Below are 26,160 nucleotides of genomic sequence, written 5' to 3'. Positions count from 1 at the left end.
TCAAGGTCAGCCCTCCTGGGAGAACATTCCGATTCCACCACGGTCAATCACTTCCAGCGCCTTGCCGCCACCACGGGCGACACAGGTGAGTGGATCTTCGGCAATGATCACCGGCAGGCCGGTTTCCTCGCTGATCAGCTTATCCAGGCCCCGCAGCAGCGCACCGCCGCCGGTCAGCACAATCCCCCGCTCGGCGATGTCAGACGCCAGTTCCGGTGGTGACTGCTCAAGGGCGCTCTTCACGGTCTGGACAATCTGCGCCAGGGATTCCTGAAGGGCGTCGAGAATTTCCTCACTGTTAAGGGTAAAGGCCCGGGGTACGCCCTCGGCCAGGTTGCGACCACGAACGTCGATTTCGCGAATATCCAGACCTTCGTAGGCGCAGCCGATTTCGTGTTTGATGCGCTCGGCGGTGGAATCCCCGATCAGGCTGCCGTAGTTGCGGCGCACATAGGTAACGATGGCTTCATCGAACTTGTCGCCGCCCGTGCGTACGGACTCGGCGTAGACAATACCATTCAGGGAAATAATGGCGATTTCGGTGGTACCGCCGCCGATATCCACAATCATGGAGCCGCTGGCTTCTTCGACCGGCAGGCCGGCACCGATGGCTGCAGCCATGGGTTCTTCAATCAGGAACACTTCCCGTGCACCAGCACCCAGGGCGGACTCGCGGATGGCCTTACGCTCAACCTGGGTGGATTTGCTGGGCACGCAGACCAGTACCCGGGGGCTGGGTGTGATAAAGCTGTTCTCATGCACTTTGTGAATGAAGTGCTGGAGCATTTTCTCGGTAACCACGAAATCTGCAATCACCCCGTCTTTCATCGGGCGGATGGCGGTGATGTTGCCTGGCGTGCGGCCCAGCATGCGCTTGGCTTCGGCGCCAACGGCTGCAACCATTTTCTGGGATCCATGGGTGCGGATAGCCACAACGGATGGCTCGTTGAGTACGATGCCGCGATCGCGCACGTATATAAGGGTGTTGGCGGTGCCCAGGTCGATGGACAGGTCGCTGGAAAATAAACCTCGGAGTCTTTTGATCAACATTCGTGTAGTTTCAACCTGAGAGTTGCAGTCGCAAAAATGATGCGGCAACTTTAGCAGCGAGCACCCCCGCAGGCAAGGCACCATCGGGCCTCCCGCGGGGGCTTTCACTCTTCCCCCCTTTGTTTTGGCCCCTCCCGCGATTGTTCGAATCTGTTACTATAGCGCTTTTATTTGTTTGGCTGCGGTGAAGGGCCGTTCGTCAGGCAGGTTCCAAAACACGCTCAAGCACATCCCTGTGGCGCTTGAGCTCCGCCATCCCTGGCTCCGCACAGTTTTGGAACCTGCCTGACGAACACCCCCGGACAAGTGAGCAGCGCTCTCTGAAAACCGTATCATTAAAGACATTTCACGAAGTTAAACCTGGGAGGCAATGTGACCATTTCCCGTGACGACATTGAAAAAGTCGCTGTACTCGCCCGCATTCGGGTGGATGACGAGCAGGTTTCGGCGCTGGAGAAGGATCTGGGCAACATTCTGGATCTGGTGGATCAGTTGAGTGCCGCTGATACCGATTCCGTGGAGCCTATGGCCCATCCGCTGAATGCCGTTCAGCGCCTGCGTCCGGATAAGGTAACCGAAACCAATCAGCGCGAAGCTTTTCAGGCTATTGCCCCGGCTACCGAGAATGGCCTTTATCTCGTGCCGCGCGTCATTGAGTAGATAAAAGGTACTGAGCGATCTGACGACCAGCGATTTCAGGATTCATCATGCATAACAAATCCGTAGCAGAACTCTCCCGTGAACTGGAAAGCGGCAAGATTTCCAGTGTTGAGCTAACCCGGGAATATCTGGGCCGTCTCAAGAAAGAAGACGAGCAGCTCAACAGCTTTATTTCCATTACCGAAGAACAGGCCCTCGCGGATGCCCATGCTGCGGACGAGCAGCGGGCGGCAGGCAAGGCCACGCCCTGGACCGGCGTGCCATTTGCCCATAAGGACATTTTCTGCACCAACGGTGTGGCGACGACCTGTGGGTCGAAGATGCTCGCGAATTTTGTGCCGCCCTACGATGCCACCGTTACGGAGAACTTCCGCAGGGCGGGGGCGGTGTGCCTGGGCAAGACCAACATGGACGAATTCGCCATGGGGTCTTCGACCGAGTCCAGCTATTTCGGTGCCACCACCAATCCCTGGGGCCTGAGCCAGGGCGAGAAGCGTGTGCCGGGCGGTTCATCCGGTGGCTCGGCCGCGGCCGTTGCGGCGCGGCTGGTACCAGCGGCAACGGCCACGGATACCGGCGGATCGATCCGCCAGCCGGCCGCGCTGTGTGGCGTGACCGGCCTGAAGCCAACCTATGGCCGGGTCTCCCGGTATGGAATGATTGCGTTTGCCTCCAGCCTCGACCAGGGCGGCACCATTGCCCGCAGTGCTGAGGATAATGCGCTGATGCTGAACGTGATGGCCGGGTTTGATCCCAGGGACTCCACTTCCATTGACCAGAACGTACCCGACTACACAGCCACGCTGAACGAGCCGTTGAAGGGCTTGCGCATTGGCCTGCCAAAGGAATACTTTTCCGGCAACCTCAACCCGGCCATGGAAGAGCAGGTTCGTGCCGCCATTGGCGAATATGAGAAGCTTGGCGCCACTGTCAACGAGGTGTCCCTGCCGCACGCTGACCTGGCGATTGCAGCGTATTATGTTATTGCGCCGGCAGAGGCTTCCGCCAACCTCTCCCGTTTCGACGGTGCCCGTTATGGCTACCGCTGCGACGATCCGAAAGATCTGATGGACATGTACACCCGCACCCGGGCAGAAGGCTTTGGTGCTGAGGTGAAGCGCCGCATTCTGGTAGGCACCTATGCCTTGTCAGCCGGTTATTTTGACGCTTACTACCTGAAAGCCCAGAAAGTGCGCAGGCTGATCCAGCAGGATTTCATTGACGCCTTCCGGGAAGTGGACGTGCTGATGAGCCCGACCACACCCTCCCCGGCTTTCGTCCAGGGCGAGAAATCCAACGATCCGGTCACAATGTACCTGGAGGATGTGTTTACCGTCGCGATCAACCTGGCAGGCATTCCGGCCATGTCGGTGCCGGCGGGATTTGTGGACGGCTTGCCCGTTGGCCTGCAGATTATCGGAGATTACTTCTCTGAGGCGCGCCTGCTGAACGCCGCTCATCAATACCAGCAGGTGACCGACTGGCACCAGCGTGAACCGCAATAAGCCCGGAACAGGCCAGAAACAGGAGAGCGACTATGCAGTGGGACATTGTGATCGGGCTGGAAATTCACGTTCAGCTCGCCACTAGAACCAAGATTTTTTCAGGCTCCAGCACCGCCTATGGGGCCGAGCCCAACACCCAGGCCAATGCCGTTGACCTGGCAATGCCGGGCACCCTGCCCGTCCCGAATGAGCAGGCGTTCCGTTATGCGGTCATGTTCGGCCTGGCAGTGAACGCCGAAATTGAACGCCGCTCGGTGTTCGAGCGCAAGAACTACTTCTACCCGGACCTGCCCAAGGGCTACCAGACCACCCAACTGGAGCGACCAATTGTGGGCCCCGGCTATGTGGACATTGATCTTGCCAACGGAGAGACCAAACGCGTACGCATTCATCACGCCCACCTGGAAGAGGACGCCGGCAAATCTCTTCATGAAGACTTTCATGGCATGACCGGCATTGACCTGAACCGGGCCGGCACGCCGCTGATAGAGGTGGTAACCGAACCGGACATGACCAACGCCGAGGAAGCGGTTGCCTTTGCCAGAAAGCTCCACGGCATTGTGACCTCGCTGGGTATCTGTGACGGCGATATGTCCCAGGGCTCCATGCGGTTTGACGTGAACATCTCGCTGAAACCCAGGGGTTCCGACACCCTGGGTACCCGCACAGAAACCAAGAACCTGAACTCCTTCCGCTTCATGGAACAGGCGATTGCCCATGAAGTAGAGCGACAGATGGATATCCTGGAAGATGGCGGCACCATCGTGCAGGAAACCCGCCTGTACAACGGCGACCGTGACGAGTCACGCTCCATGCGCACCAAGGAAGAAGCCAACGACTACCGTTACTTCCCCTGCCCGGACCTGCTGCCGGTGGAAATCGACGATGCTTTCATCGACGAAGCCCGCAACAGCCTTCCCGAGCTGCCAGACGCCCGCAAGGCCCGCTTCAGGGACCAGTACGGCCTGAACGACTATGACGCGGGACTGCTGGCTGGCGACTCGAAACTGGCCGCCTTCTTCGAAGCCGCCGCCGAGCGTGGAAAGGATGCAAAGCTGGCCTCCAACTGGGTCCAGGGCGAGTTTTCCGCGCGCCTGAATGCGGAGGAAAAATCCGTCGCCGAGTCGCCAATCTCCGGCGCCCAACTGGGCGACCTGGTGGTTCGCATTGCCGATAACACGATTTCTTCAGCAGGCGCCAAGAAGGTGTTTGAAGCCTTGTGGACCGGAGAAAACGACAATGTGGATGCCATCATCGATGCCAAGGGCCTGAAGCAGGTGTCTGATACGGGTGAGCTGGAGAAGATGGTGGACGAGGTTCTGGCCTCCATGCCGGACCAGGTTGCCCAGTACCAGCAGGAGTCCGACCCCAAGAAGCAGAAGAAGATGCTCGGCGGATTTATGGGGCCGCTGATGAAGGCCTCCAAAGGTCAGGGGAATCCTAAGCTGTTTAACGAAATTCTGGTTAAGAAGCTTAGGGGATAGCCCTTTGGCGCTGGGTCGTGGCATGTAGCTGTGGCCCTAGCCTGGGCCCTCCGGAGTTTACGGCACATGGCAGGGAAGGGCTTCCAAAACACGCTCCTTCGGCACATCCATGTGACGCTTGAGCTCCGCCATCCCTGGCTCCGCACATTTTTGGAAGCCCTTCCCTGCCACGCGCCTGTCTGGCTTGGGAGTCGTAAGTCGGATTAGCGAAGCGTAATCCGACACTGTGAAAACGATCGACGCCATTTGTCGGATTACGGCTTTGCCTAATCCGACCTACGCTTTGGCGCTATCCCGGAGATAGACGGCGTTGGCGGATGCCCCCTCCCAAAAATGTCCGGAGCCAGGGATGGCGGAGCCCAAGCGCCCATGGATGGGCTTGTAGCGTTTTTTGGGAGGGGGCATCCGCCAACGCCTTCCTCCGCAATACCCAGGCTAGGGCCGGAACCCGAGGCCAATCAAACCAGCCGCCCCCAAAGATCATGCTCATCCGCATGCTCAACCACGGCCTGAACGATCTGCCCGGGGATCAGGTCGGTTTCGTCATTGAGGTAGACCATGCCATCGATCTCCGGCGCATCCGCCTTGGAGCGGCCGATGGCACCCTCTTCGTCGACTTCATCGATCAGCACATCGATCGTCTTGCCAATTCTGGCCTGCAAACGAGCAGCTGAAATCCCCGCCTGCTTTTCCATGAAGCGGGCCAGACGTTCTTCCTTTACCTCTTCCGGCACAGCACCGTCCAGCTCATTGGCTCTGGCACCCTCCACCGGGCTGTACTTGAAGGCACCAACCCGGTCGAGCTGTGCTTCATCCAGCCAATCCAGCAGGTACTGGAAGTCTTCCTCGGTCTCGCCAGGGAAGCCGACAATAAAGGTGGAACGGATGGTCAGTTCCGGGCAGATCGCCCGCCACTTACGGATGCGCTCGAGGGTCTTGCTGTCGTGTGCCGGGCGCTTCATGGCCTTGAGGACTTTCGGGCTGGCATGCTGGAAAGGAATATCCAGGTACGGGAGTATCTTGCCTTCAGCCATCAGCGGGATAATGTCGTCCACGTGGGGATACGGGTACACATAATGCAGGCGCACCCACACACCCAACTCGCCCAACGCTTCACAAAGCGACTGCATTTTCGTCTTTAACGGCCGGCCCTGCCAGAAGCCGGTGCGGTATCGGGTATCCACGCCGTAGGCCGATGTGTCCTGGGAGATCACCAGAAGCTCTTTGACACCTGCGTCCACCAGCCGCTGGGCCTCGTCCATCACGTCGCCAATTGGGCGGCTGACCAGGTCGCCTCGCATAGACGGAATAATGCAGAATGTGCAACGGTGATTGCAGCCTTCGGAGATCTTCAGGTAGGCATAATGCCGGGGCGTCAGCTTGATGCCCTGGGGTGGAACCAGATCCGTGAAGGGGTCGTGTTGCTTTTTCGGAGGCACGAACTGGTGCACAGCGCCGACAACCTCTTCGTAAGCGTGGGGGCCTGAGACAGCAAGCACCCCGGGATGAGTGTCGCGAATTTTCTCGGCTTCCACACCCATGCAACCGGTAACGATCACCTTACCGTTTTCACTGATGGCCTCGCCGATGGCATCCAGGGACTCCTGTTTGGCGGCATCAATGAAGCCACAGGTATTAACCACAACAATGTCGGCATCGTTGTAGGTAGGCACCACATCGTAACCGTCCAGCCGCAACTGGGTAAGGATCCGCTCGGAATCCACGAGGGCCTTGGGGCAGCCAAGGCTGATAATACCTACTTTGCCGCCCTGGGAAACGGAAGGAGTCTTTTCTGTCATAACCTGCACGGAGTCATGGCGCCCGGTCGGCACCCGGTGAATGTTGGCGCGTAGTTTACCTCAGGGGGCGTGCCGCCGTCAGTGAACTCGAAGAGCGAATTCAGGCCGCTGTTGATTGACATGCCTCAACATCAATGACGCTATGTTCATATTCAGTTCACAAATCTGACAGCTTTAGCGACAGGCAACTTGCTGATCACCAAACAAACAACTAGACTTTCAGGCAGTTAAGACCGAAACAATAAGCGCTTGCCGTTATCCCGCCTCCGTCATGTTAAGAGTTTGTGACAATTTTCGGGATTTTCCTGCGTATAAAACAAAGCGCAACAGCAAGTATAAAAAGGACTGAACGATGGGTAAGGCAGCCTCCTTTGAAACCAGAGATGCCAGAAGAGTCACTATGAAACCAGTTGCCGCCAAGCCAAATCTTCGTAACCAGCAGCGCGTTGATGTTGCAACCGAAGTCAAAATTGAAAAATCCGACGGCAGCTGCCTCACCTGTCAGGTTTCCAATATTTCGCGAACCGGGATCATGATCCTGTGTGACCAGGAGTGCGTCAAGAAACTGGTTCCTGGCCAGAAAACCCCCGCGCCCGGCAACTGGATTTCTGTCACCGCCACCTTTTCAGTACCCGTGGTTGCCCATCAGCCCGTTTCAGTGGTTGCCAGCGGCAACATCATCCATATGCGCCGCATTGCCCGCGACCAGTTTCAGCTTGGCATTCAGTTCACGGAGTTCGACGGCAACGGGTACGAGTACGTTGATAATTACGTCAGCAAGTTGCTCGCCGCCTCCCTACCCTGAGCAAATTAACGCCCCGTCACTAATACGGCCCAGCCGCTATGCCGCTATATTGTTATAGCAGCAAACTCTAGTTGCCTGTCTTCTTATGCCGCGGCCTGATCTGGTATGATTGCGAAACTCACACGCCCAGCCTTGATAAGGCACGCAAACGCGGTAACAGGATACGATGACCACTTACAACCTGACGCATCTCAAACAGCTGGAAGCTGAAAGCATCCATATCATCCGGGAAGTCGCTGCCGAATTCGACAACCCGGTCATGCTCTACTCCATCGGGAAGGACTCTGCGGTGATGCTACATCTGGCCCGCAAGGCTTTTCACCCGGGCAAGTTACCCTTTCCGCTGATGCACGTGGACACCACCTGGAAATTCAGGGAAATGATTGAGTTCCGGGACCGCAAGGCAAAGGAGTATGGGCTGGACCTGATCGTTCACAAGAACGAAGACGGTATCAAACAGGGTATAGGGCCGTTTACCCACGGTAGCGCCAAGCATACGGATATCATGAAAACCCAGGCGCTCAAGCAGGCCCTCGACAAGTACAAGTTCGATGCTGCCTTTGGTGGCGCTCGCCGGGACGAAGAGAAATCCCGCGCCAAAGAGCGCGTGTATTCCTTCCGCGATGAATACCATCGCTGGGACCCCAAAAATCAGCGCCCCGAGTTGTGGAACATCTACAACGGCAAGATCAACAAGGGCGAGAGTATCCGCGTATTCCCGCTGTCCAACTGGACCGAGCTGGATATCTGGCAGTACATTTATCTGGAAAACATCGAGATCGTGCCCCTGTATTACGCTGCCAAGCGCCCGGTGGTAGAGCGGGACGGCACATTGATCATGGTGGATGACGACCGCATGCCCCTGAAAGAAGGTGAAAAGCCGATGATGAAGTACATCCGCTTCCGCACCCTGGGCTGCTACCCGCTGACCGGCGCTATTGAATCCGAGGCAGATACCCTGCCGGAGATCATCCAGGAAATGCTGCTGGCTACCAGCTCCGAACGTCAGGGCCGCGTGATTGACCACGACTCTGCCGGCTCCATGGAACAGAAAAAGCGGGAAGGATACTTCTAAGATGTCACACCAGTCTGATCTGATCGCCGAAGATATTCAGGCCTACCTGAAACAACACGAAAACAAGGAACTGTTGCGACTGCTGACCTGCGGCAGTGTCGACGATGGCAAGAGCACCCTGATCGGGCGCCTGCTCCACGACACCAAGATGATCTATGAAGATCACATGGCCAGCCTGAAAACCGACAGCGCCAAGATGGGCACAACCGGTGAGAAACTGGACCTGGCCCTGCTGGTGGACGGCCTGCAGGCAGAGCGGGAACAGGGCATCACCATTGATGTGGCCTACCGCTATTTCTCTACAGACAAGCGCAAGTTCATCATTGCCGATACTCCGGGCCATGAACAATACACCCGCAACATGGCCACTGGTGCTTCAACCGCACAGGTAGCGATCCTGATGATCGATGCGCGGCACGGCGTGCTGACCCAGACCCGTCGCCATTCCTACATCGCGTCTCTGCTGGGCATTCGGCATATTGTGGTTGCCATCAACAAGATGGACCTGGTGGACTACAGCGAAGAGCGCTTCAATGAAATCAAGGACGACTACCTGGCGTTCGCCAACAAGCTGGGTCTGAAAGACATCCGTTTTGTACCGATTTCCGCTCTGGAAGGTGACAATGTCGTCAACAAGAGCGATCACACGCCCTGGTTCACCGGTCAGCCGTTGATGGAAATTCTGGAAACGGTCCAGGTTTCCCATGACAAGAACCTGGAGCATTTCCGCTTCCCTGTGCAATACGTCACCCGCCCCAACCTGAACTTCCGGGGATTCTGCGGCACCATCGCCTCCGGCGTGATCCGTCCCGGTGAAAAGGTAATGGCATTGCCCTCGCGACGCACCAGTACCGTGAAGGAAGTAGTGACGTTTGACGGCAACCTGGAGGAAGCCTATATCGATCAGGCGGTGACGCTGACTCTCACTGATGAGATCGATATCAGCCGCGGCGACATGCTGGTGAAGGCCGAAGATGAGCCAGAAGTGGACAACCGCTTCACCGCCAATATTGTGTGGATGACGGACGGGCCGCTGGAAACCGGCCGGCTTTACGACATCAAACTCGGGCCCACGTTTACCTCTGGCACGGTGAAGAAAATCCACCACCAGACCGACGTTAATACGCTGGAGCAGAACGACAATCCTTCTGCTCTGCAACTGAACGAAATCGGCCTGTGTGAGCTGACCCTGAGCCAGCCCATTGCGTTTGATCCATACCCGCGCAATCACGCTACAGGCAGCTTTATTGTGATTGACCGTCTGACCAATGTGACCATCGGCGCGGGCATGATTGCCGGCACGGCCGGTACCGTCGAATCTCTGGACCCGGTCACCAGCGACGAGCGGGAGCGTCGCCTGGCGCAGAAGCCTGCCATCATTGCCTGTAATGGCAAACAGGCGACGGCGCTGGCCCTGGCGGTTGAGCGCGCGCTGTTTGATCAGGGCAAGACCTCGGTAGTGCTCAGCGAGGACAACGCCGGTAATGCCGATGACCGTCGCCGCGCGGCCCAGGTAATCAGTGCCCATGGCCTTATTGCGATTGCAGTGAACCTGGGAACTGACGTGGCTTCGGCCGCTGTTTCCGCGGACGACGATCAGGAAATTACTGAGGCGGTGAATACGCTGGTTCAGGACCTGATGCGGCACAAGCGAGTTTAGTCATATAGTTCAGCCTTTAAATAGCCCCCTTGTCTAAAACCTTGGGGGCTGGTTCGGGGGTGGGGTGCCTTTTCTTTGGAAAAAGAACTCGCTGCGCTCAGACACCTTTTTCCGGCAGAAAAGGCACCCCACCCCCAAACCGATCGGACAGGTTTAAAATTTCCCCGACAAATCGGTTCCGCACACTGCCGAATTTCATCCTTTCCAAAACCTCCAAAAAATCCATTACAATCCCCCTCCCTGAAGGTTTACCCTCAGAACCTCTTACGTTTTAGCAAGCAAGGACCCCACAATCCCATGGCCATCAAACAGCTCCGCACCCTCTTCGCCAGCCAGTATCAGCCCGGACAACCGGCGCGGGTTCGTCCCGGCGAGGCGTTGGCCGAGCCGGGTGGCGACTACGAGGCGCTTCACAAGCAGATGAAGCGTCTGTTTAACAGTAAGCCGGGCAAGAAATACGGTCGTTTTTCCGAGGACATTGGTGAAAGCCCGTTCAGTAGCTGGCTGAAGGACTACCGGGAGGACCGCCAGAGTTTTGCATCACTGACCGACCGTCTGTTTGGCCAGTGGCAGGAGTTGCTGAACAGCGCACAGGAGGAGTTTGAAGGCCACCTGATGATTGTTCATGAGGCCCTGGCGGATGCGGAGGTGGTATACCTGTTCATTCTCGAAAACGATAGTGCCATGCGCTTTGACGCCCAGCAGACTCTGGACGCCACCGATATACTGAGCCTGTCGCGGCTGAATCTGGCGGTGCGGATTGAGCTGGACGACTGGCTGGGTGAGAGTGCCGGTGAAAACTATCTTACGCTGGTCCACGCCCGTGGTTCCGGCGAAGGGGGCGATCTGTTCATCCGGCTGTGCGGCTTTACCAATCAGGTGGATGTGGAGAAAGAGACGCTGACATTCATGGATGCGGTGGAGGCGTTTGCGAAGTCTTCGGAACCGGAGGAAGCCGGCAAGATTCGGGCGCGGGCCTATGAATTTTCGAAGGAGCAGCATGCGTTGGGTGAACCGGTGGCCATTGAGGCTCTGTCCGGTTACCTGGATGAAGATCAGCCGCAGCGGTTCAAGGAGTTTGCCAGTGAGACGGCTGAGCTTCCGGAGAGCGGCGTGTTGCATCCGGATCATCGCAAGGTGAAGAAACTGGTGCGGATTGCGGGTTCTGGTGGTGGCATGAGTGTGTCGTTTTCTTCGGATCTGGTTAATCAGGCGGTTTACTATGACCGTGACAACGATGCGTTGACCATCACTCGGTTGCCGAAGGCTTTGCGGGAGCAGTTGCAACGCTATTTGGAAGGCCGTGAGGATTGAGGCTGCTTACTCTCTAGCCTGATAGTTGTGGGGCTGGTCCCGCGGCGGGGGCGGTTGGCTCTCAGCTTCCGGACTTCCTGCATCCAGCCTACGCCATCTACCAGTTCGCCCGTTTCCGGGTCGATGGGCGGATACGGCAGCTTGCGGTCATCGCAGTAACGTTTAACCACCGGCTGGCACCAGCAGAACAGCAGGCGGTTGTACTCGTCATCCGGCAGTCGCCGATAATCGAATAACCCTGCCAGTTTTCGCTGTCGCTGTGCCTCGGCCAGGATGATGGCGCAGGCGGAGGATACGTTCAGGGACTCCACCATGCCCATCATGGGAATCACGATGTGCTCGTCGGCTTGTTCGGCGGCGCTGTCGCTGACGCCGTCCACTTCGTTACCCATGATCACTGTGCAGGGCACTGTGAAATCTGCTTCACGGTAGTCGATTGCGCGTTCTGACAGCTGCGCGGCGTAGAGTTTGTGCCCCTGCCCTTTCAGTGCGGACACCGCCTCATCCATGGTTGGGTGAGTGTGGGTGGTGACCCAGTTGTAGCTGCCGCCTGCGGTTTTGCGGAAGGCGCGGAAGCCTTCCCGTGGCCAGACCACGTGCATGTTGGCGAGGCCGAAGGCGTCGCAGGAGCGGATGATCGCCGACAGGTTGCGGGGTTTGTGGACCTGGTCGGTGAGGACGCTGAGGTCGGGTTGGCGGGTGTTCAGGGTTTGTTTGATTCGGGCCAGGCGTTCAGGGGTCATGGTTATATAGGTTCAGGTTTGGCACATCAGTTGCGGAAGTGGTTGGGTGCTCCAAAAAAGCCAATAATACCACAGCCAATTTAGAGGATTCCCGAGACAGAGGTGGTTGCAGATTGATCACCCCGTTATAATGTCCAGCTAACTTTTTATCGCGCCACACCTTACCCTCCGGCGCAAACCATACACCAACCGCGTTGAGAAACATGGCCAAGAAGCTGTACATCAAGACCCATGGCTGCCAGATGAACGAGTACGATTCATCCAGAATGGCAGACCTGCTGAAGACTGGCGAAGCTGTCGAGATGACCGACTCGCCGGACGATGCCGACATCCTGCTGCTGAACACCTGCTCCATCCGGGAAAAAGCCCAGGAAAAGGTGTTCCACCAGCTGGGTCGCTGGAAAAAACTGAAAAACAGCAAACCGGACCTGATTATCGGTGTCGGCGGTTGCGTGGCCAGCCAGGAAGGCCAGGCCATCATCGACCGGGCTCCCTATGTGGACATGGTCTTCGGCCCCCAGACCTTGCACCGTCTGCCGGACATGATTACCGAAGTGCGTGCCAAGGGTAATGGCGTGGGCGTGGTAGACGTTACCTTCCCGGAAATCGAAAAGTTCGACAACCTGCCCGACCCGGGCGCCGACGGCCCCTCTGCGTTTGTTTCCATCATGGAAGGCTGCAGCAAATACTGCACCTTCTGCGTGGTGCCCTACACCCGCGGCGAGGAAGTCAGCCGACCGGTGGACGACGTCATTGCCGAAGTGGCGCACCTGGCCAGTCAGGGCGTGCGCGAGGTTAACCTGCTGGGCCAGAACGTGAACGCTTACCGTGGCGAAACCCACGATGGCGACGTGATGGACATGGCAGAACTGGTGACGCTGATTGCCACCATAGACGGTATCGACCGTATCCGTTACACCACCTCGCACCCGGTGGAGTTCTCGGATTCGCTTATTGAGGCCTATGAACAGGTGCCGGAACTGGTCAGCCACCTCCACCTGCCGGTCCAGAGCGGGTCGGACCGCATCCTGGCAGCCATGAAACGTGGCCATACGGCACTGGAGTACAAATCCAAACTCCGCCGCCTGCGCAAGATTCGCCCGGATATCAGCTTCTCCTCGGACTTTATCATTGGCTTCCCGGGCGAAACCGAGAAGGACTTTGAGGACACCATGAAGCTGATTAATGATATCGGCTTCGATATGTCATTCAGCTTTATCTACAGTGCCCGTCCAGGTACCCCGGCTGCGGACCTGCCAGATGACACACCGTTGGAGGTAAAGAAGCAGCGCCTGAGTATTCTGCAGGACCGGCTGAACCAGAACGTGATGGACATCAGCCGCAAGATGGTGGGCACGACGCAGCGGATCCTGGTCACCGGCCTGTCCAAGAAGGACCCAGGTGAATACGCGGGCCGTACCGAGAACAACCGTATTGTGAACTTCCGGCATGAAAATCCGGAGGTGGTCGGGCACTTTATTGATGTGGAGATTCGGGAGGCCCTGCCTAACTCTTTGCGGGGCTTGCCTGTTAGTTCGGAGATGTTTTAGGGCTGGGCCCTATTCGTCTGGGCTTTGGTGCATGGCGAGTGGTGGGTAGGCCTTTCCAGAAACGTGGAGCGCCAGGGATGGCGCGACCGAGCCCTACATGGACGTATTTACGGGCGTTTTTTGGAAAGGCCCTCCGGCCAGCGCCCGTTAGCACAAATCATGGTATACCCACTCCCTGAATCCACGGGAGTAAACAAACGGAGCACTTTTGAACGCCAACGATCACAGACAATTCGACCTTCACCCGGTAGATCAGCACCGGCTGACCACGCTTTGTGGCCAGTTTGATGAGCACCTGAAGCACATCGAGCGGCGTATGAACGTGAAGATCGGCCGCCGGGGCCATCATTTCCGGGTGGAAGGTGAAACCGAACATGTGGCCGCAGCCACCGAGGTTATCCGGCACCTGTATCGGGAAACCGAGGCCAACGACGATATCTCACCGGACATGGTGCACCTCTTTATCCGCGAGACGGGGTTTGAGCGTCTGGCGGAGGATGTGCCCTACAACGGCGCGGTTACGATTATCAAAACCCCGAAACTGCAGGCCAAGCCCCGGGGCGAGAACCAGCAGAAGTACGTACACAACATCCGCACCCACGATGTGAACTTCGGCATTGGGCCGGCCGGTACCGGCAAGACCTGGCTGGCGGTGGCCTGCGCAGTTGAGGCGCTGAAAGACGAGCAAGTGAAGCGCATCCTGCTGGTCAGGCCTGCGGTGGAGGCCGGCGAAAAACTCGGTTTCCTTCCGGGCGACCTCGCCCAGAAGGTGGACCCCTATCTTCGTCCTCTCTATGACGCACTTTACGAAATGCTGGGTTTCGATCATGTCACCCGGCTGATCGAAAAGAGTGTGATAGAGATTGCGCCGCTGGCCTTTATGCGAGGCCGTACGCTCAATAACTCCTTTATCATTCTGGATGAAAGCCAGAATACCACCCGGGAGCAGATGAAGATGTTCCTGACGCGGATCGGCTTCGGTTCTACTGCCGTGATTACCGGGGATACCACCCAGGTGGATCTGCCCCGGGGCCAGAACTCCGGCCTTATCCATGCGGCCGGCGTGCTGAGCAAGGTATCCGGTATCGGTTTCACCCGTTTCGAGGCCCGGGACGTGGTCCGTCACCCGCTGGTACAGCGGATTGTTGAGGCCTATGATTCTCTGGACGACGGGAGCGCCACAGGCCAGTGAGTGAACTGACGGTAGATTTGCAGCGGACTCTTGAAGCACCGGGTGTCCCGGCGGACACCGACTTCGAGCGCTGGGCAAAGGCAGCATGGCTGGGCGAGGATCCGTCAGAGGTGACGATCCGTATCGTTGCCAGCGATGAAAGCGCCGAACTGAACAGCCAGTATCGCGGGAAATCGGGACCAACCAATGTCCTGTCCTTCCCATTTGAAGCGCCAGCCGGTATAACAGTCCCGTTGGCCGGTGATCTGATTATCTGCGCCCCGGTCGTTGAAAAAGAAGCGGCCGAGCAGCAGAAAACACTGGAACAGCACTGGGCCCATATGGTGGTGCATGGCATGTTGCACCTTCAGGGCCACGACCATATTGACGATAATGATGCCGAGGTCATGGAAGCCCTCGAGATCCGGTTGCTAGGGCAACTCGGGTTCAGCAATCCTTACGAGACAGAGGAAACGGAAACAGACTCATGAACGACGATCAGTCGAGTCGCAGTCAGGGCAGCAAGTCCTGGCTGGAGCGTATATCACAGGCCTTCTCCAGCGGGCCTGAGTCCGTCGAGGACGTGCTGGAAATACTGCGGGACGCCGAGTCCCAGAGCATCATCGATACCGATGCCATGAGCATCATCGAAGGCGCCATGCAGGTGATCGATATGCGGGTGGATGAGATCATGATTCCCCGCTCCCAGATGGTCACCGTCAAGGCCTCCCAGGAGCCCAAAGAATTTCTGGGTGAAATCATTTCTTCTGCCCACAGCCGCTTTCCCGTCATCGGCGACAGCCAGGACGACGTGATTGGCGTTCTGCTTGCCAAGGACCTGCTTCCCCTGGCCCTGAACAATGACCTCAACTGGAATCACGTCCGCGAGATCCTGCGCCCGCCCACCTTCGTGCCGGAAAGCAAACGCCTTAACCAGTTGCTGAAAGAATTCAAGGAAACCCGCAATCACATGGCCATCGTGGTGGATGAGTACGGCGGTACCGCCGGCCTGATCACCATCGAGGACGTGCTCGAACAGATTGTGGGCGAGATTGAGGACGAACACGACTTCGACGAAGAAACCCACATCAAGGCCCGCGGTGACGGCACATACGCCGTCAAGGCCGTAACGCCGGTGGACGACTTCAACGAATTTTTTGAAACCGAACTGGACGAGGAAGAGTTCGACACCATCGGTGGTGTTGTGCTCAAGGAGTTCGGCCACCTGCCCAGACGGGGCGAGTCAGTGGAATTTGGCGGGCTGCAATTCACCATAGCCAACGCCGATAACCGTGTCATCCGTCTGTTGCAGGTGACGCGTGGTGATGAACAGTAACACAACACCCCAAACTCCCGTGCTGAAATCACCGCTTTCTGAACAACCCTGGCTTCGCACCGTGGCACTTCTGGTCGCCGGTGCCCTGCAGACCCTGACGTTCTCACCGTTTAACTGGTGGTGGCTGGGGCCGGTTTCCGTTGCGCTGATTCTCCTCTGCTGCCTGCCGCTCGCCTCTCAGAAGCTTTTCCGGGCCGGCTGGCTCGCAGGGCTGGGATTATTCGGCTCTGGCGCGAGTTGGGTCTACATCAGCATCAGCGAGCACGGCAACACCTCGGTCCCGCTGGCCGTTATTCTTACGGTTATTTTCGTGGCAGGCCTCGCTCTGTTCCACGGTCTGGCCTTCTGGGGCTGGGGCAAACTGGCCAAAGACAGCACTCTAAGGCGCCTGCTCCTGTTTCCGGCGGTGTGGATTTTGGCAGATTGGGTCCGGGGCTGGTTGATGACCGGCTTTCCCTGGTTGTACCTGGGCACTGCTCACGTAGATGGCCCTCTGGGCGGTTTTGCCCCACTGCTGGGCGTTCATGGTGTGACGTTCCTGGTGACAGTTAGCGGGTGTGCGCTCATCGCCTGCTGGTGGTTGGCCAGAAATACACGCTACGCCAGTGCCGGCATCGTCGTCGTTCTGGCGCTGGTCCCCTGGATTACCGGGCCGGCTTTGTCGACAGTGCAATGGACCACACTTGACGACGAACCCACCACCTTCGCGTCGATGCAGGGCAATATTCCCCAGCAGATCAAGTGGGACCCGGATTTCCTGCGGGATCAGATCGTGGCTTACCTGGAACTGACGGAAGGTCACTGGGACACGGACCTCATCCTGTGGCCGGAAACTGCCATCCCCATCCCCCAGGACCAGGCCGGAAAGGTCATTGATCACATCGGTGAAGCGTTGGGGGAACACAGTACGCTGATTACCGGAATTCCCTGGTATGGCTTCAGTGACCGCATTGAAGACTTCACCTTTCACAACAGCATCATGGCCATCGGCAATGGCGGCGGCATCTACCACAAACAGAAGCTGGTGCCTTTCGGTGAGTACGTTCCTCTTCAGCAGTGGCTGCGCGGGCTGATCGGTTTCTTTGACCTGCCCATGTCCAGCTTCAGCCGGGGGCCTTCAGACCAGGCTCCTCTTGATGCCAATGGCACAAATATCATGCCGTTCATCTGCTATGAGGTTGCCTATCCGGACTTCGTGGCCCGCAACGCCGGCAACGCCGGCCTGTTGCTTACCATCAGCAATGACGGCTGGTTCGGCGACTCCATCGGCCCGTTGCAGCATCTGCAGATCGCCCGCATGCGGGCGCTGGAAACCGGGAGGTACATGCTGCGTGGCACTAATAATGGGGTAACGGCCATTATCGACCACAAGGGTCAGCTCGCAGAGACCATTCCGCAGTTTGAACGCGCCGTGCTTACCGGTGAAGTCTATTCAGCGCAAGGCAGCACTCCCTACATGCAGACCGGTTCCTGGCCGGTGCTGACGCTGGCTGCAATTCTTATCGTGTTTGTGCGGGTGCGGGTAATTCCCAAGAGCTGAGTAGCCTTGAGCTTTAGTGCCTGGCCACGGGGTGGGGGACCCTTTTCTTTGGAAAAAGAACTCGCTTCGCTCGGACACCTTTTTCTGGCAGAAAAGGGTCCCCCACCCCATGGCCGGTCTGGCTCTGGCGTTAACTTCCGTAGGTTGAATTAGACGAAGTCGTAATCCGGCCTACATCTATTCAGATTTCCGGGGCCAGCGGCTGGTTACGCGTTCGTAGTAATGGGAGCCACAGGCATCGCAGGGTTGCAGATGGCTGGTCGCGGTCAGGCAGCGCATGTGGCCGCAGTTGAGGCATTTGAACATGCCGGCCGTTGCCACTTCGCCACTGATGTACTGGCTTGGTGCATGCTTTTCGAGCTTCTGATTCAGTTCAAGCGTGTCGAGCTTTGTCTTGTCCGCCACCGAGAACAGCATATCCGCCAGTTGGTGCTCCAGCAGCGAGATATCCAGTTGCAACCATTCCTTCACGCCTTCGCCGGTTTCCTCTACAAAGTGCAGCAGGTGTTCAAGGTCCCGCTGCAGGTAGGCGCCCAGAAGGTCCGCTTCCTCCCGGGTCATGTCTTCGAGTTCGTATTCAAACTCCACCGCCCGTTCGATTTCCTCTTGCAGGGTATCTCGGGTGGTTTCCTGCATTTCACTGAGCCGGGACTGGACCCGTTCCAGCATGCGGTCGTAGGCCGCAAGGGCTTTGCCTGAGAGGTGATTGCGTTCTGGTTCGGTCATGACAACTCCTTTTACCGGGTTACAGGTGCAGCGCCGCGCTGTGGGTGGCCTTTGCGGGACACGCTGTAAATACGTCCATATAAGCTTGACTGCAGCATCCCTGCTGCAGACAGTCCCGCAAAGGCCACCCACACCCCGGCACCAGACCTTGGCAGTTGCCTGCTGGCCTGACTCCCAAGGTCCGGGGCAGAGCGGGTAGGGCTGTCCAGGGATGTCAAAAACATGGATGTTTTTGTCAAGCGTACAGGGATGTATTTACAGCGTGCCCTGGACAGCCCGCTCTGACCTCCACCATACCTCTAAGTCTGGCACAGTATGGGAAATTTGGCAGACTACCTGTTAAGCCTTGTGTGCGTTAGAATGTCCGGCCGCTTCGCACATCTTTTTGATACAGGGTAACTTTGGTAATGGCAGGAATGGACCAGCAATACAATCCCCGCGATGTTGAACAGCAAGCCCGCACCTACTGGGAAGAAAATAACACCTTCACGGTCAGGGAAGAACCGGGTAAGCCCAAGTACTACTGCCTGTCCATGTTCCCCTACCCCAGCGGCAAGCTGCACATGGGGCACGTTCGCAACTACACCATCGGCGACGTAATTTCCCGCTACCAACGCATGCAGGGCAAGAACGTCATGCAGCCCATGGGTTGGGATGCCTTCGGTCTGCCCGCCGAGAACGCCGCCATTGCCAATAAGACAGCGCCGGCGAAGTGGACCCACGCCAATATTGCCTACATGAAAAACCAGCTCAAACAACTGGGCTTCGGTTACGACTGGAACCGCGAGCTGGCTACCTGCAAGCCGGATTACTACCGCTGGGAACAGTGGTTCTTCGCCCGCCTGTACGAGAAAGGCCTGGTGTACAAAAAGATGTCCACCGTCAACTGGGACCCGGTAGACCAGACTGTGCTGGCCAACGAACAGGTAGTTGACGGCAAAGGCTGGCGCTCCGGTGCGCCGGTCGAGCAGAAGAAGATTCCCCAGTGGTTTATCCGCATCACCGACTATGCCGAAGAACTGCTGAACGACCTGGATACGCTGGAAGACTGGCCGGAGCAGGTCAAGACCATGCAGCGGAACTGGATTGGCAAATCCACCGGTACCGAGCTTACCTTCCCTCTCAAGGACCGTGATGACGCGCTGGACGTCTACACCACACGCCCTGACACTCTGATGGGTGTTACCTATATGGCGGTAGCGGCCGAACACCCGATTGCCAGGGCTGCGGCCGAGCGTTACCGTGAGGTAGCTGAGTTCGTCGAACAATGCCGCAACAGCAAGGTTGCCGAAGCGGACATGGCGACCATGGAAAAGAAAGGTATCGATACCGGCTACAAAGCCATTCATCCGCTGACCCAGGAAGAAATTCCGGTCTACGTCGCCAATTTCGTGCTGATGGAATATGGCACCGGCGCACTTATGGCTGTGCCCGCTCACGATGAGCGGGACCACGAGTTCGCGCTGAAGTATCGTTTGCCAATCAGGCAGGTGATCGCCCCCATCGAAAATCGCGAAGTGGACGTTCAGGAAGAGGCTTTCACCGAGAAAGGTATTCTTGTCTCATCCGGAAAATACAACGGACTGACCAGTGAAGATGCCTTCGATGCCATCGCCGATTATCTGGAAACGAACGGCATCGGCAAGCGTACGGTCAACTATCGCCTCCGTGACTGGGGCGTCTCGCGCCAGCGTTACTGGGGCGCACCGATTCCGATGATGACACTGGAAGACGGCACCGAACGCCCGGTGCCCGATGACCAGCTGCCGGTGACCCTGCCGGAAGACGTCACCATGGACGGTGTCCAGTCGCCTATCAAGGCCGATCCGGAGTGGGCGAAAACCACTTTTGAGGGCCAGCCTGCCACGCTGGAAACCGATACCTTCGACACCTTCATGGAGTCGTCCTGGTATTACGCCCGCTTCTGCAGCCCCAATTACGACAAGGGTATGCTGGACCCGGCTGCGGCCAATTACTGGCTGCCGGTCGACCAGTACATCGGCGGTATCGAGCACGCCATTCTTCACCTTCTTTACGCCCGCTTCTTCCACAAACTACTTCGGGACGTGGGCCTGGTAGACAGCTCCGAACCTTTCAACCGCCTGCTGTGCCAGGGCATGGTGCTGGCGGAGACCTACTACCGTGAAGACGGTAACGGTGGCAAGGTGTGGATCTCCCCGGCGGACGTCATCACTGAAAAGGACGAGAAAGGCCAGGTTATCCGCGCTGTTCACAAGGACGACGGCCAGCCGGTGGTGTCCGGCGGTGTGACCAAAATGTCCAAGTCCAAGAACAACGGCATTGACCCGCAGGCCATTATTGACGAGCACGGCGCTGACACTGTACGCCTGTTCATGATGTTTGCCGCACCTCCGGAGCAGTCCCTCGAGTGGTCCGACAGCGGCGTGGAGGGGGCTCATCGTTTCCTCAAGCGCCTGTGGCGCATGGTCAGCGAACACACGGAAAACGGACCGGTTCCGGCTCTGGACAGCGCCAACCTGAACGAGGGCCAACGCAGCCTTCGCCGCAAAACCCATGAGACTATTGCCAAGGTCAGCGACGACATCAGCCGTCGGCTGACATTCAACACGTCCATTGCCGCGGTCATGGAGCTGCTGAATGAAGTCGGCAAACTTGGCGATGACGAGCCCCAGAGCCTGGCTGTGCGCCAGGAAGCACTGGATATTGCCGTACTGATGCTGTCTCCGATCGTTCCACATGTCTGCCACCAGCTGTGGCAGGCGCTGGGGCACGAGCAGCCGGTGGTGGACGCCCCCTGGCCCACCGCCGACAAGGAGGCCATGGTTCGCAGTGAAATCCAGGTTGTACTGCAGGTGAACGGCAAGGTGCGGGCCAAGGCCGATGTTCCGGCGAACATAGAGAAAGACGCACTCGAGGCCCTCGCCCTGGAAAACGAGAATGTCATACGCTTTACCGAAGGCAAAACCGTCCGCAAGGTTATCGTGGTACCGGGCAGACTGGTTAATGTGGTGGCCAACTGATATGAACGTGATGGCGGTCTCCGTGGTTCGACCTGTGGTGGCAGCAGCAATGTCGTTGCTGGTCGCGGGCTGCGGGTTTCAGTTACGGGGCGCCCCACCGGTTTCACCGGCACTGCAGCCACTGGCCGTGGACTGCGCTGAGAACGTTCCGGGACAACTGTGTGACGCCGTCCGGGAGCAACTGGAATTGGGCCGGATCGAACTGAAGCCCGCCGAAGAAGCGGACTTTGTGCTCAAGATCGGCAACTTCCGCCAGGAGCGTCGTGCCAGTGCCATCACCCTTCGTGCCGCCGCTGCCGAATACACGCTACGGCACACGGTGGATATCGAGGTACTCACTTCCGATAACGTCCCGCTCATTGAACCAACCGACCTCAACAGCAGTGAAACCTATCGTTACGACGAATCCAATGTGCTCGCCAAACAACGAGAGGAAGAGGCGCTGAGGGACCAGCTCCATAATCGCCTGGCACAACAGATTATCTTCCGGCTGGCACCCATCAACGAAGACCGCATTGAACGGCTGAGGCAGGAAGCGGATCAGGTACGCAGAGAAGGGACCGGGCCCTCGTCATGAAGACTCAGGCTCACCAGCTCCCCCAACTACTGCAAAAAGGCCTGTCGGCGGTCTATCTGGTATCCGGGGACGAGCCGTTGCTGGTTCAGGAATGCTGTGACCAGATCCGCAAGGCCGCCCGCAGTGCCGGCTTCGAGGACCGCGTTACTTTTCATGCGGATCAACAGCTCGACTGGAACAGGGTCGGCGAGGAGTTCGGCGCGCTGTCGTTGTTTGCCGAGAAACGCCGCATTGAAATCCACCTGCCTACCGGCAAACTTGGGGATGGCCGCGCGGTAATGGAAAGCGTGCTGCAAAATCCACCGGATGACATTGTTCTGTTATTGATCAGTGCCCGCCTTGATGCGGCGGAAACCCGCCGTAAATGGTACAAGGAGCTCCAGAATAAAGGTGTTCACATACCGGTGTGGCCAATTGATACAGACAAGTTCCCCGGATGGCTTCAACAAAGGGCCCGTAATCACGGCCTCAGCCTGACCCGCGGCGCCCTGGATACCCTCGCCGAACGCCTGGAAGGAAATCTGCTGGCGGCAAGCCAGGAACTGGACCGCCTGGCGCTGCTGGGATCAGGCACCACTATTGACGAAGAAACCATTGAGCATGCAGTTCAGGACAGCTCCCGCTTTAATGGCTTTGAACTGGTCACGGAGCTTCTTGCAGGCAGGGCCGCCCATGCCAGGAAAATCATTGGTGTGCTGCAACAGGAAGGTGAGAACCCCCTTGGCCTGCTGACAGTGCTTTCCCGGGATCTCAACCTGACCATGGAACTGAATATCGCCACCGCCAAGCGGGAAAACACGGCCGGGTTTCTGAAAAAACGAGGGGTGTTCCAACCCCAGCGCGCAAAGGCTGTTGAGCAGGCAGCCAGGCGCCTGAGCCGTCGCCAGTTGATGGCAGCGGTGGAGTTGTGCAGCGCCACCGACCGCGCAGCCAAAGGCTTTGACAGCCTCTCCCCCTGGCATCACCTGCAGGATATGATTACCCTGTTGGCGAGGCCTGCCTGATCCAAATCAAGTCGTTCGTAATCCCCTCCTTTACCGCTTGACAGATTTTGACAACCGGTTGCATGGTATAGCCGTCAATCATCAAAGGAGGTGTGTGATATGAGTTTCCAGGACGAACTGAAGCAGTTGTCAGAAAGAATAAAACAGTACCGTGATGAGGCTCGCGTTCAGATGCATCTGGCCAGGGAAGATGTCAAAGACGAATGGGACGACCTGGAAAAGGATTGGGAGCGTTTTCGCGGCAAGCTCGATGGGCTCCTGCACGATGCAGATGATGCGTCGAAAGAAGCACGCCAGACTGCACACAAGCTTGGCGAAGATCTGAAATCTGGCTACCAGAATATCCGTAACCGACTGAAGTAAAGTGTTAACTGGTTAACAGAATGCTACAAATACCTGCCACGAGGCTCTGTTCATAGAGGGCCTCTGTGCCATACTTCTCATTATAAGTGAATGAAGCGTCATTTTTTTGTCTGATTCGACCACCGAACGCCCATTCATGGCCCCATCAGCCAAGGCACTTCTGAGCGCCGAGAGGTATAAATGGCCTATGAAAACACTAACCATCTTACTACTAACGCTATCTGTATCAGTCGTTCCCTCATTGGTCAGCAGTCAGAATACCCGCTTCAGTGACCCGGCAACGGTTGTCGAGAGCGAGTTCTGGGGCAACCTCTATGCTGAAGGTGGAACCTCCTTTTTCTGCGAAACACCCTTCACCAGCAAGGGCTTTTTGTTGACGGACGGATATATCTATCCTCTGGCCCAGGTTCGTAGTGCCCTTGATTGCGGTACCTCCACCCAATGCGCCGATAACGACCGATATCGGCAAATTGCCTCCGACCTCCATAACATCGTGCCGGTTCGCAGCCGTACTGAAATGAGACGGCGCAACTCTCGTTACGAGGAGCTCGGCTCAGCCGGCAAACCCGATGAATGCGGTATTCGTGAAAGCGCCCAGTTCTTCGAACCTCCTGAGAAGGTGAAAGGTGATGTTGCCCGAACCGTCGCCTACATGGTTGATACCTATAACCTGCCCTGGGCCGGGGCAACACGGGTGTTCCAGAGCTGGAACCGGATAGATCCGCCGGACGACCGGGAACTGACCCGCCATCGCCGAATTGCAGAGATACAGGGCAACGAAAATCCCTTCGTACAGGACCCCGGCCGGCTGGAAAACCTCTAGCAACAAACCCATCAGCCATAAAAAAGGCAGACCCCACCGGATACCGACGGGAGTCTGCCTTTTTGGTTTACGCCAGCGGAATCAGAATTCCTCGGCGGTCAGCGCCATCATCGACTGGCTGCCACTGCGAATGCCCTCGGCAAGCGCAACCGTCTTGGGCAACAGGCGATCGAAGTAGAAGCGCGCGCTCTTCACCTTGCCGCTATAGAAGCCGGAGGTATCACCTTCCGCTTTCGGAGCCGCTGCTTTTACCATTTTCGCCCACATGTAGCCCAGAGCCGTGAGGCCGAACAGGTCCAGATAATCAACCGACGCCGCTCCAACTGCGTCAGGATTGTTACCAGCCTGATTAATCACGTGTTCGGTCACATCGGACAGGCGCTCGAAGGCCGCTGCCAATGGCTCCAGGTAGGGGCGCAGATTCTCGTCGCTGCTGTTTTCCTCGATGAACGCCGCCACATCCTCGGCAAACAGTTCATACAGCTTACCCTGGCTACCAACGACCTTTCGACCCATCAGGTCGAGCGCCTGGATACCGTTTGTGCCTTCGTAGATCTGGGTGATACGGCAGTCACGAACCAGCTGCTCCTGACCCCACTCGCGGATAAATCCATGCCCACCGAAGACCTGCTGGCCCATGATACAGGCATCCAGACCACGGTCAGTCAGGAAGGCCTTTGCTACCGGCGTCAGTAGCGCCACCATGCCTTCAGCATGCTTGCGGCGCTCGTCATCGTCCGAGTACTTGGAGATGTCCAGCCACTGAGCCACGTAGGTCGAGAAGGCACGGCCGCCCTCAACATAACCCTTCATGGTCAGCAGCATACGGCGTACGTCAGGATGAACCAGGATCGGGTCTGCAGCTTTCTCCGGCTGCTGGGCTCCGGTGGGAGCACGGCTCTGAATCCGCTCCAGAGCGTATTCGCGGGCACTCTGCAACGAAGCTTCAGCGGCACCAATGCCCTGAATACCGACACCCAGGCGCTCATAGTTCATCATGGTGAACATGGCAGCCAGGCCCTTGTTCTCTTCACCGACCAGCCAGCCTTTGGCACCGTCGAAGTTCATGACACAGGTAGCGGAGCCCTTGATACCCATCTTCTTTTCGAGGGAACCACAGCTCAGGCTGTTGCGCTCGCCCAGGGAGCCGTCTTCATTCACTTCAAACTTGGGCACCAGGAACAGAGAGATACCCTTGGGGCCCTTGGGCGCATCCGGTAACTTGGCCAGCACCAGGTGAATGATATTGTCCGCCATATCGTGCTCGCCCCAGGTGATAAAGATCTTGGTGCCAGTCACGCTGAAGGAGCCGTCGCCGTTTGGCTCCGCCTTGGTGCGGATTATTCCCAGGTCGGTACCGGCGTGGGGCTCGGTCAGGTCCATGGCACCGGACCAGACGCCTGCATACATGTTGGGCAGGTACTTCTCCTTCAGTTCCTGGCTGCCATGGGCGTCCAGGGCCAGGCAGGCGCCCGCGGTCAGCATCGGGGCGAGACCGAAAGCCATATTGGCCGCCTGCATCATTTCCTCAAACTGGGCTACCAGGGTTTTCGGCATCCCCATGCCACCGAATTCCGGATTACCACCCAGGCCGTTCCAGCCGCCTTCAACGATGGTCTGGTAGGCCTCACGGAAGCCTTCCGGGGTGGACACTTCGCCGTCATTCCACTTACAGCCCTGCTCATCACCTTCGCGGTTCAGGGGCGCCAGTACACCGCTGGTAATCTTGCCTGCCTCTTCGAGAATGGCATCGGCGGTATCCGGGTCCACGTTCTCTGCCACTTTCGGCAGTGACGCCCAAAGCGCCGGCGCGTCAAAAACTTCGTTCAGGACAAAACGCATGTCACGTAAAGGTGCCTGATAATCAGCCATCTAAGATCTCTCCACAATTGCACAATTCAGTCAGTCTGCGAAGTAAACAAATACGGACCGTTGGCCCTGCTCACTTCCTCGGCTATGTGTCCGCTCAGGTT

The 26,160-nt window shown here is 57.5% G+C and carries 22 protein-coding genes; 17 read left to right on the top strand and 5 right to left on the bottom strand.

All coding sequences use genetic code 11. The features are described from left to right. Positions 1-6: 6 nt before the first annotated feature. Positions 7-1,047: a rod shape-determining protein gene (locus ABJM11_RS03575; RefSeq protein WP_348295847.1), complete on the bottom strand. Its 1,041-nt coding sequence runs from the start codon at positions 1,045-1,047 to the stop codon at positions 7-9. Positions 1,048-1,422: 375 nt separating this feature from the next. Between ABJM11_RS03575 and gatC the strand changes: the two genes are divergently transcribed. From gatC to gatB, 3 genes are read left to right on the top strand one after another with little or no spacing between them, the layout of a single operon-like run. Then, positions 1,423-1,710 (top strand): Asp-tRNA(Asn)/Glu-tRNA(Gln) amidotransferase subunit GatC, encoded by a 288-nt coding sequence (gene gatC / locus ABJM11_RS03570; RefSeq protein ID WP_348295768.1) that lies wholly within the window; start codon positions 1,423-1,425, stop codon positions 1,708-1,710. 47 nt (positions 1,711-1,757) lie between these two features. Further along, entirely contained in the window at positions 1,758-3,215 is a 1,458-nt protein-coding gene (gene gatA / locus ABJM11_RS03565) for an Asp-tRNA(Asn)/Glu-tRNA(Gln) amidotransferase subunit GatA (protein ID WP_348295769.1), read from the top strand. A gap of 32 nt (positions 3,216-3,247) precedes the next feature. Continuing rightward, positions 3,248-4,699, top strand: coding sequence for an Asp-tRNA(Asn)/Glu-tRNA(Gln) amidotransferase subunit GatB (gene gatB, locus ABJM11_RS03560; RefSeq protein ID WP_348295770.1), 1,452 nt, complete (start codon positions 3,248-3,250; stop codon positions 4,697-4,699). A 458-nt stretch (positions 4,700-5,157) separates the two neighbouring features. Here the strand turns inward: gatB and rimO are convergent, their stop codons facing one another. Then, positions 5,158-6,498, bottom strand: coding sequence for a 30S ribosomal protein S12 methylthiotransferase RimO (rimO, locus tag ABJM11_RS03555; protein ID WP_348295771.1), 1,341 nt, complete (start codon positions 6,496-6,498; stop codon positions 5,158-5,160). 400 nt (positions 6,499-6,898) lie between these two features. On the opposite strand from rimO, the gene ABJM11_RS03550 reads away from it, so the two are divergent. The 4 genes from ABJM11_RS03550 (at position 6,899) to ABJM11_RS03535 (ending at position 11,352) form a co-directional block, all read left to right on the top strand. After that, positions 6,899-7,303, top strand: a complete 405-nt coding sequence (locus tag ABJM11_RS03550) for a PilZ domain-containing protein (RefSeq protein WP_348295772.1) — start codon at positions 6,899-6,901, stop codon at positions 7,301-7,303. A gap of 166 nt (positions 7,304-7,469) precedes the next feature. Beyond that, positions 7,470-8,378: a sulfate adenylyltransferase subunit CysD gene (gene cysD, locus ABJM11_RS03545; RefSeq protein WP_348295773.1), complete on the top strand. Its 909-nt coding sequence runs from the start codon at positions 7,470-7,472 to the stop codon at positions 8,376-8,378. A 1-nt stretch (position 8,379) separates the two neighbouring features. Further along, positions 8,380-10,038: a sulfate adenylyltransferase subunit CysN gene (gene cysN / locus ABJM11_RS03540; RefSeq protein ID WP_348295774.1), complete on the top strand. Its 1,659-nt coding sequence runs from the start codon at positions 8,380-8,382 to the stop codon at positions 10,036-10,038. A 297-nt stretch (positions 10,039-10,335) separates the two neighbouring features. Then, the gene (locus tag ABJM11_RS03535; RefSeq protein WP_348295775.1) at positions 10,336-11,352 is read left to right on the top strand and encodes a nucleoid-associated protein; all 1,017 of its coding nucleotides are present in this window, start codon (positions 10,336-10,338) and stop codon (positions 11,350-11,352) included. Here ABJM11_RS03535 and trmH read toward each other — a convergent pair. Then, entirely contained in the window at positions 11,328-12,095 is a 768-nt protein-coding gene (gene trmH, locus ABJM11_RS03530; protein WP_348295776.1) for a tRNA (guanosine(18)-2'-O)-methyltransferase TrmH, read from the bottom strand. The two genes, ABJM11_RS03535 and trmH, sit on opposite strands and share 25 nt — an antisense overlap. A 203-nt stretch (positions 12,096-12,298) precedes the next feature. Here trmH and miaB point away from each other — a divergent pair, with 203 nt between their 5' ends. From miaB to lnt, 5 genes are all read left to right on the top strand, one after another. Beyond that, on the top strand, positions 12,299-13,645 hold the full coding sequence (gene miaB, locus ABJM11_RS03525; protein WP_348295777.1) for a tRNA (N6-isopentenyl adenosine(37)-C2)-methylthiotransferase MiaB: 1,347 nt from the start codon (positions 12,299-12,301) through the stop codon (positions 13,643-13,645). Positions 13,646-13,853: 208 nt separating this feature from the next. Then, positions 13,854-14,837, top strand: a complete 984-nt coding sequence (locus ABJM11_RS03520) for a PhoH family protein (protein WP_348295778.1) — start codon at positions 13,854-13,856, stop codon at positions 14,835-14,837. Beyond that, positions 14,834-15,307, top strand: a complete 474-nt coding sequence (gene ybeY / locus ABJM11_RS03515) for an rRNA maturation RNase YbeY (RefSeq protein WP_348295779.1) — start codon at positions 14,834-14,836, stop codon at positions 15,305-15,307. The genes ABJM11_RS03520 and ybeY overlap by 4 nt, the downstream gene beginning before the upstream one ends. After that, positions 15,304-16,152: a transporter associated domain-containing protein gene (locus ABJM11_RS03510; RefSeq protein ID WP_348295780.1), complete on the top strand. Its 849-nt coding sequence runs from the start codon at positions 15,304-15,306 to the stop codon at positions 16,150-16,152. Before ybeY ends, ABJM11_RS03510 begins: the two co-directional genes overlap by 4 nt. After that, positions 16,142-17,692 (top strand): apolipoprotein N-acyltransferase, encoded by a 1,551-nt coding sequence (gene lnt, locus ABJM11_RS03505; RefSeq protein ID WP_348295781.1) that lies wholly within the window; start codon positions 16,142-16,144, stop codon positions 17,690-17,692. The genes ABJM11_RS03510 and lnt overlap by 11 nt, the downstream gene beginning before the upstream one ends. Before the next feature lie 177 nt (positions 17,693-17,869). Here the strand turns inward: lnt and ABJM11_RS03500 are convergent, their stop codons facing one another. Then, entirely contained in the window at positions 17,870-18,418 is a 549-nt protein-coding gene (locus ABJM11_RS03500) for a zinc ribbon-containing protein (RefSeq protein WP_348295782.1), read from the bottom strand. 416 nt (positions 18,419-18,834) lie between these two features. Here ABJM11_RS03500 and leuS point away from each other — a divergent pair, with 416 nt between their 5' ends. From leuS to ABJM11_RS03475, 5 genes are all read left to right on the top strand, one after another. Further along, positions 18,835-21,420, top strand: coding sequence for a leucine--tRNA ligase (gene leuS, locus ABJM11_RS03495; protein WP_348295848.1), 2,586 nt, complete (start codon positions 18,835-18,837; stop codon positions 21,418-21,420). Beyond that, on the top strand, positions 21,404-21,997 hold the full coding sequence (lptE, locus tag ABJM11_RS03490; RefSeq protein WP_348295783.1) for an LPS assembly lipoprotein LptE: 594 nt from the start codon (positions 21,404-21,406) through the stop codon (positions 21,995-21,997). The genes leuS and lptE overlap by 17 nt, the downstream gene beginning before the upstream one ends. Beyond that, complete coding sequence (gene holA, locus ABJM11_RS03485) at positions 21,994-23,001, top strand: DNA polymerase III subunit delta (protein ID WP_348295784.1); 1,008 nt, start codon at positions 21,994-21,996, stop codon at positions 22,999-23,001. Before lptE ends, holA begins: the two co-directional genes overlap by 4 nt. Positions 23,002-23,100: 99 nt before the next feature. After that, positions 23,101-23,364: a hypothetical protein gene (locus ABJM11_RS03480; RefSeq protein ID WP_348295785.1), complete on the top strand. Its 264-nt coding sequence runs from the start codon at positions 23,101-23,103 to the stop codon at positions 23,362-23,364. 187 nt (positions 23,365-23,551) lie between these two features. After that, positions 23,552-24,187: an endonuclease gene (locus tag ABJM11_RS03475; RefSeq protein WP_348295786.1), complete on the top strand. Its 636-nt coding sequence runs from the start codon at positions 23,552-23,554 to the stop codon at positions 24,185-24,187. A gap of 81 nt (positions 24,188-24,268) precedes the next feature. Here the strand turns inward: ABJM11_RS03475 and ABJM11_RS03470 are convergent, their stop codons facing one another. Further along, positions 24,269-26,059: an acyl-CoA dehydrogenase C-terminal domain-containing protein gene (locus ABJM11_RS03470; RefSeq protein ID WP_348295787.1), complete on the bottom strand. Its 1,791-nt coding sequence runs from the start codon at positions 26,057-26,059 to the stop codon at positions 24,269-24,271. Between the last annotated feature and the right edge of the window lie 101 nt (positions 26,060-26,160).

The sequence above is a fragment of the Marinobacter sp. genome (assembly GCF_039977835.1).
Taxonomy (GTDB): Bacteria; Pseudomonadota; Gammaproteobacteria; order Pseudomonadales; family Oleiphilaceae; genus Marinobacter.
This window is presented reverse-complemented; position numbering and strand designations above follow the sequence as displayed.

Coding starts and splice junctions, on each gene's coding strand:
- gatA (WP_348295769.1), top strand. CDS start 1,758: ATGCATAACAAATCCGTAGCAGAACTCTCCCGTGAACTGGAAAGCGGC.
- gatB (WP_348295770.1), top strand. CDS start 3,248: ATGCAGTGGGACATTGTGATCGGGCTGGAAATTCACGTTCAGCTCGCC.
- rimO (WP_348295771.1), bottom strand. CDS start 6,498: ATGACAGAAAAGACTCCTTCCGTTTCCCAGGGCGGCAAAGTAGGTATT.
- ABJM11_RS03550 (WP_348295772.1), top strand. CDS start 6,899: ATGAAACCAGTTGCCGCCAAGCCAAATCTTCGTAACCAGCAGCGCGTT.
- cysD (WP_348295773.1), top strand. CDS start 7,470: ATGACCACTTACAACCTGACGCATCTCAAACAGCTGGAAGCTGAAAGC.
- cysN (WP_348295774.1), top strand. CDS start 8,380: ATGTCACACCAGTCTGATCTGATCGCCGAAGATATTCAGGCCTACCTG.
- ABJM11_RS03535 (WP_348295775.1), top strand. CDS start 10,336: ATGGCCATCAAACAGCTCCGCACCCTCTTCGCCAGCCAGTATCAGCCC.
- trmH (WP_348295776.1), bottom strand. CDS start 12,095: ATGACCCCTGAACGCCTGGCCCGAATCAAACAAACCCTGAACACCCGC.
- miaB (WP_348295777.1), top strand. CDS start 12,299: ATGGCCAAGAAGCTGTACATCAAGACCCATGGCTGCCAGATGAACGAG.
- ABJM11_RS03510 (WP_348295780.1), top strand. CDS start 15,304: ATGAACGACGATCAGTCGAGTCGCAGTCAGGGCAGCAAGTCCTGGCTG.
- lnt (WP_348295781.1), top strand. CDS start 16,142: ATGAACAGTAACACAACACCCCAAACTCCCGTGCTGAAATCACCGCTT.
- ABJM11_RS03500 (WP_348295782.1), bottom strand. CDS start 18,418: ATGACCGAACCAGAACGCAATCACCTCTCAGGCAAAGCCCTTGCGGCC.
- leuS (WP_348295848.1), top strand. CDS start 18,835: ATGGACCAGCAATACAATCCCCGCGATGTTGAACAGCAAGCCCGCACC.
- lptE (WP_348295783.1), top strand. CDS start 21,404: ATGTGGTGGCCAACTGATATGAACGTGATGGCGGTCTCCGTGGTTCGA.
- holA (WP_348295784.1), top strand. CDS start 21,994: ATGAAGACTCAGGCTCACCAGCTCCCCCAACTACTGCAAAAAGGCCTG.
- ABJM11_RS03480 (WP_348295785.1), top strand. CDS start 23,101: ATGAGTTTCCAGGACGAACTGAAGCAGTTGTCAGAAAGAATAAAACAG.
- ABJM11_RS03475 (WP_348295786.1), top strand. CDS start 23,552: ATGAAAACACTAACCATCTTACTACTAACGCTATCTGTATCAGTCGTT.
- ABJM11_RS03470 (WP_348295787.1), bottom strand. CDS start 26,059: ATGGCTGATTATCAGGCACCTTTACGTGACATGCGTTTTGTCCTGAAC.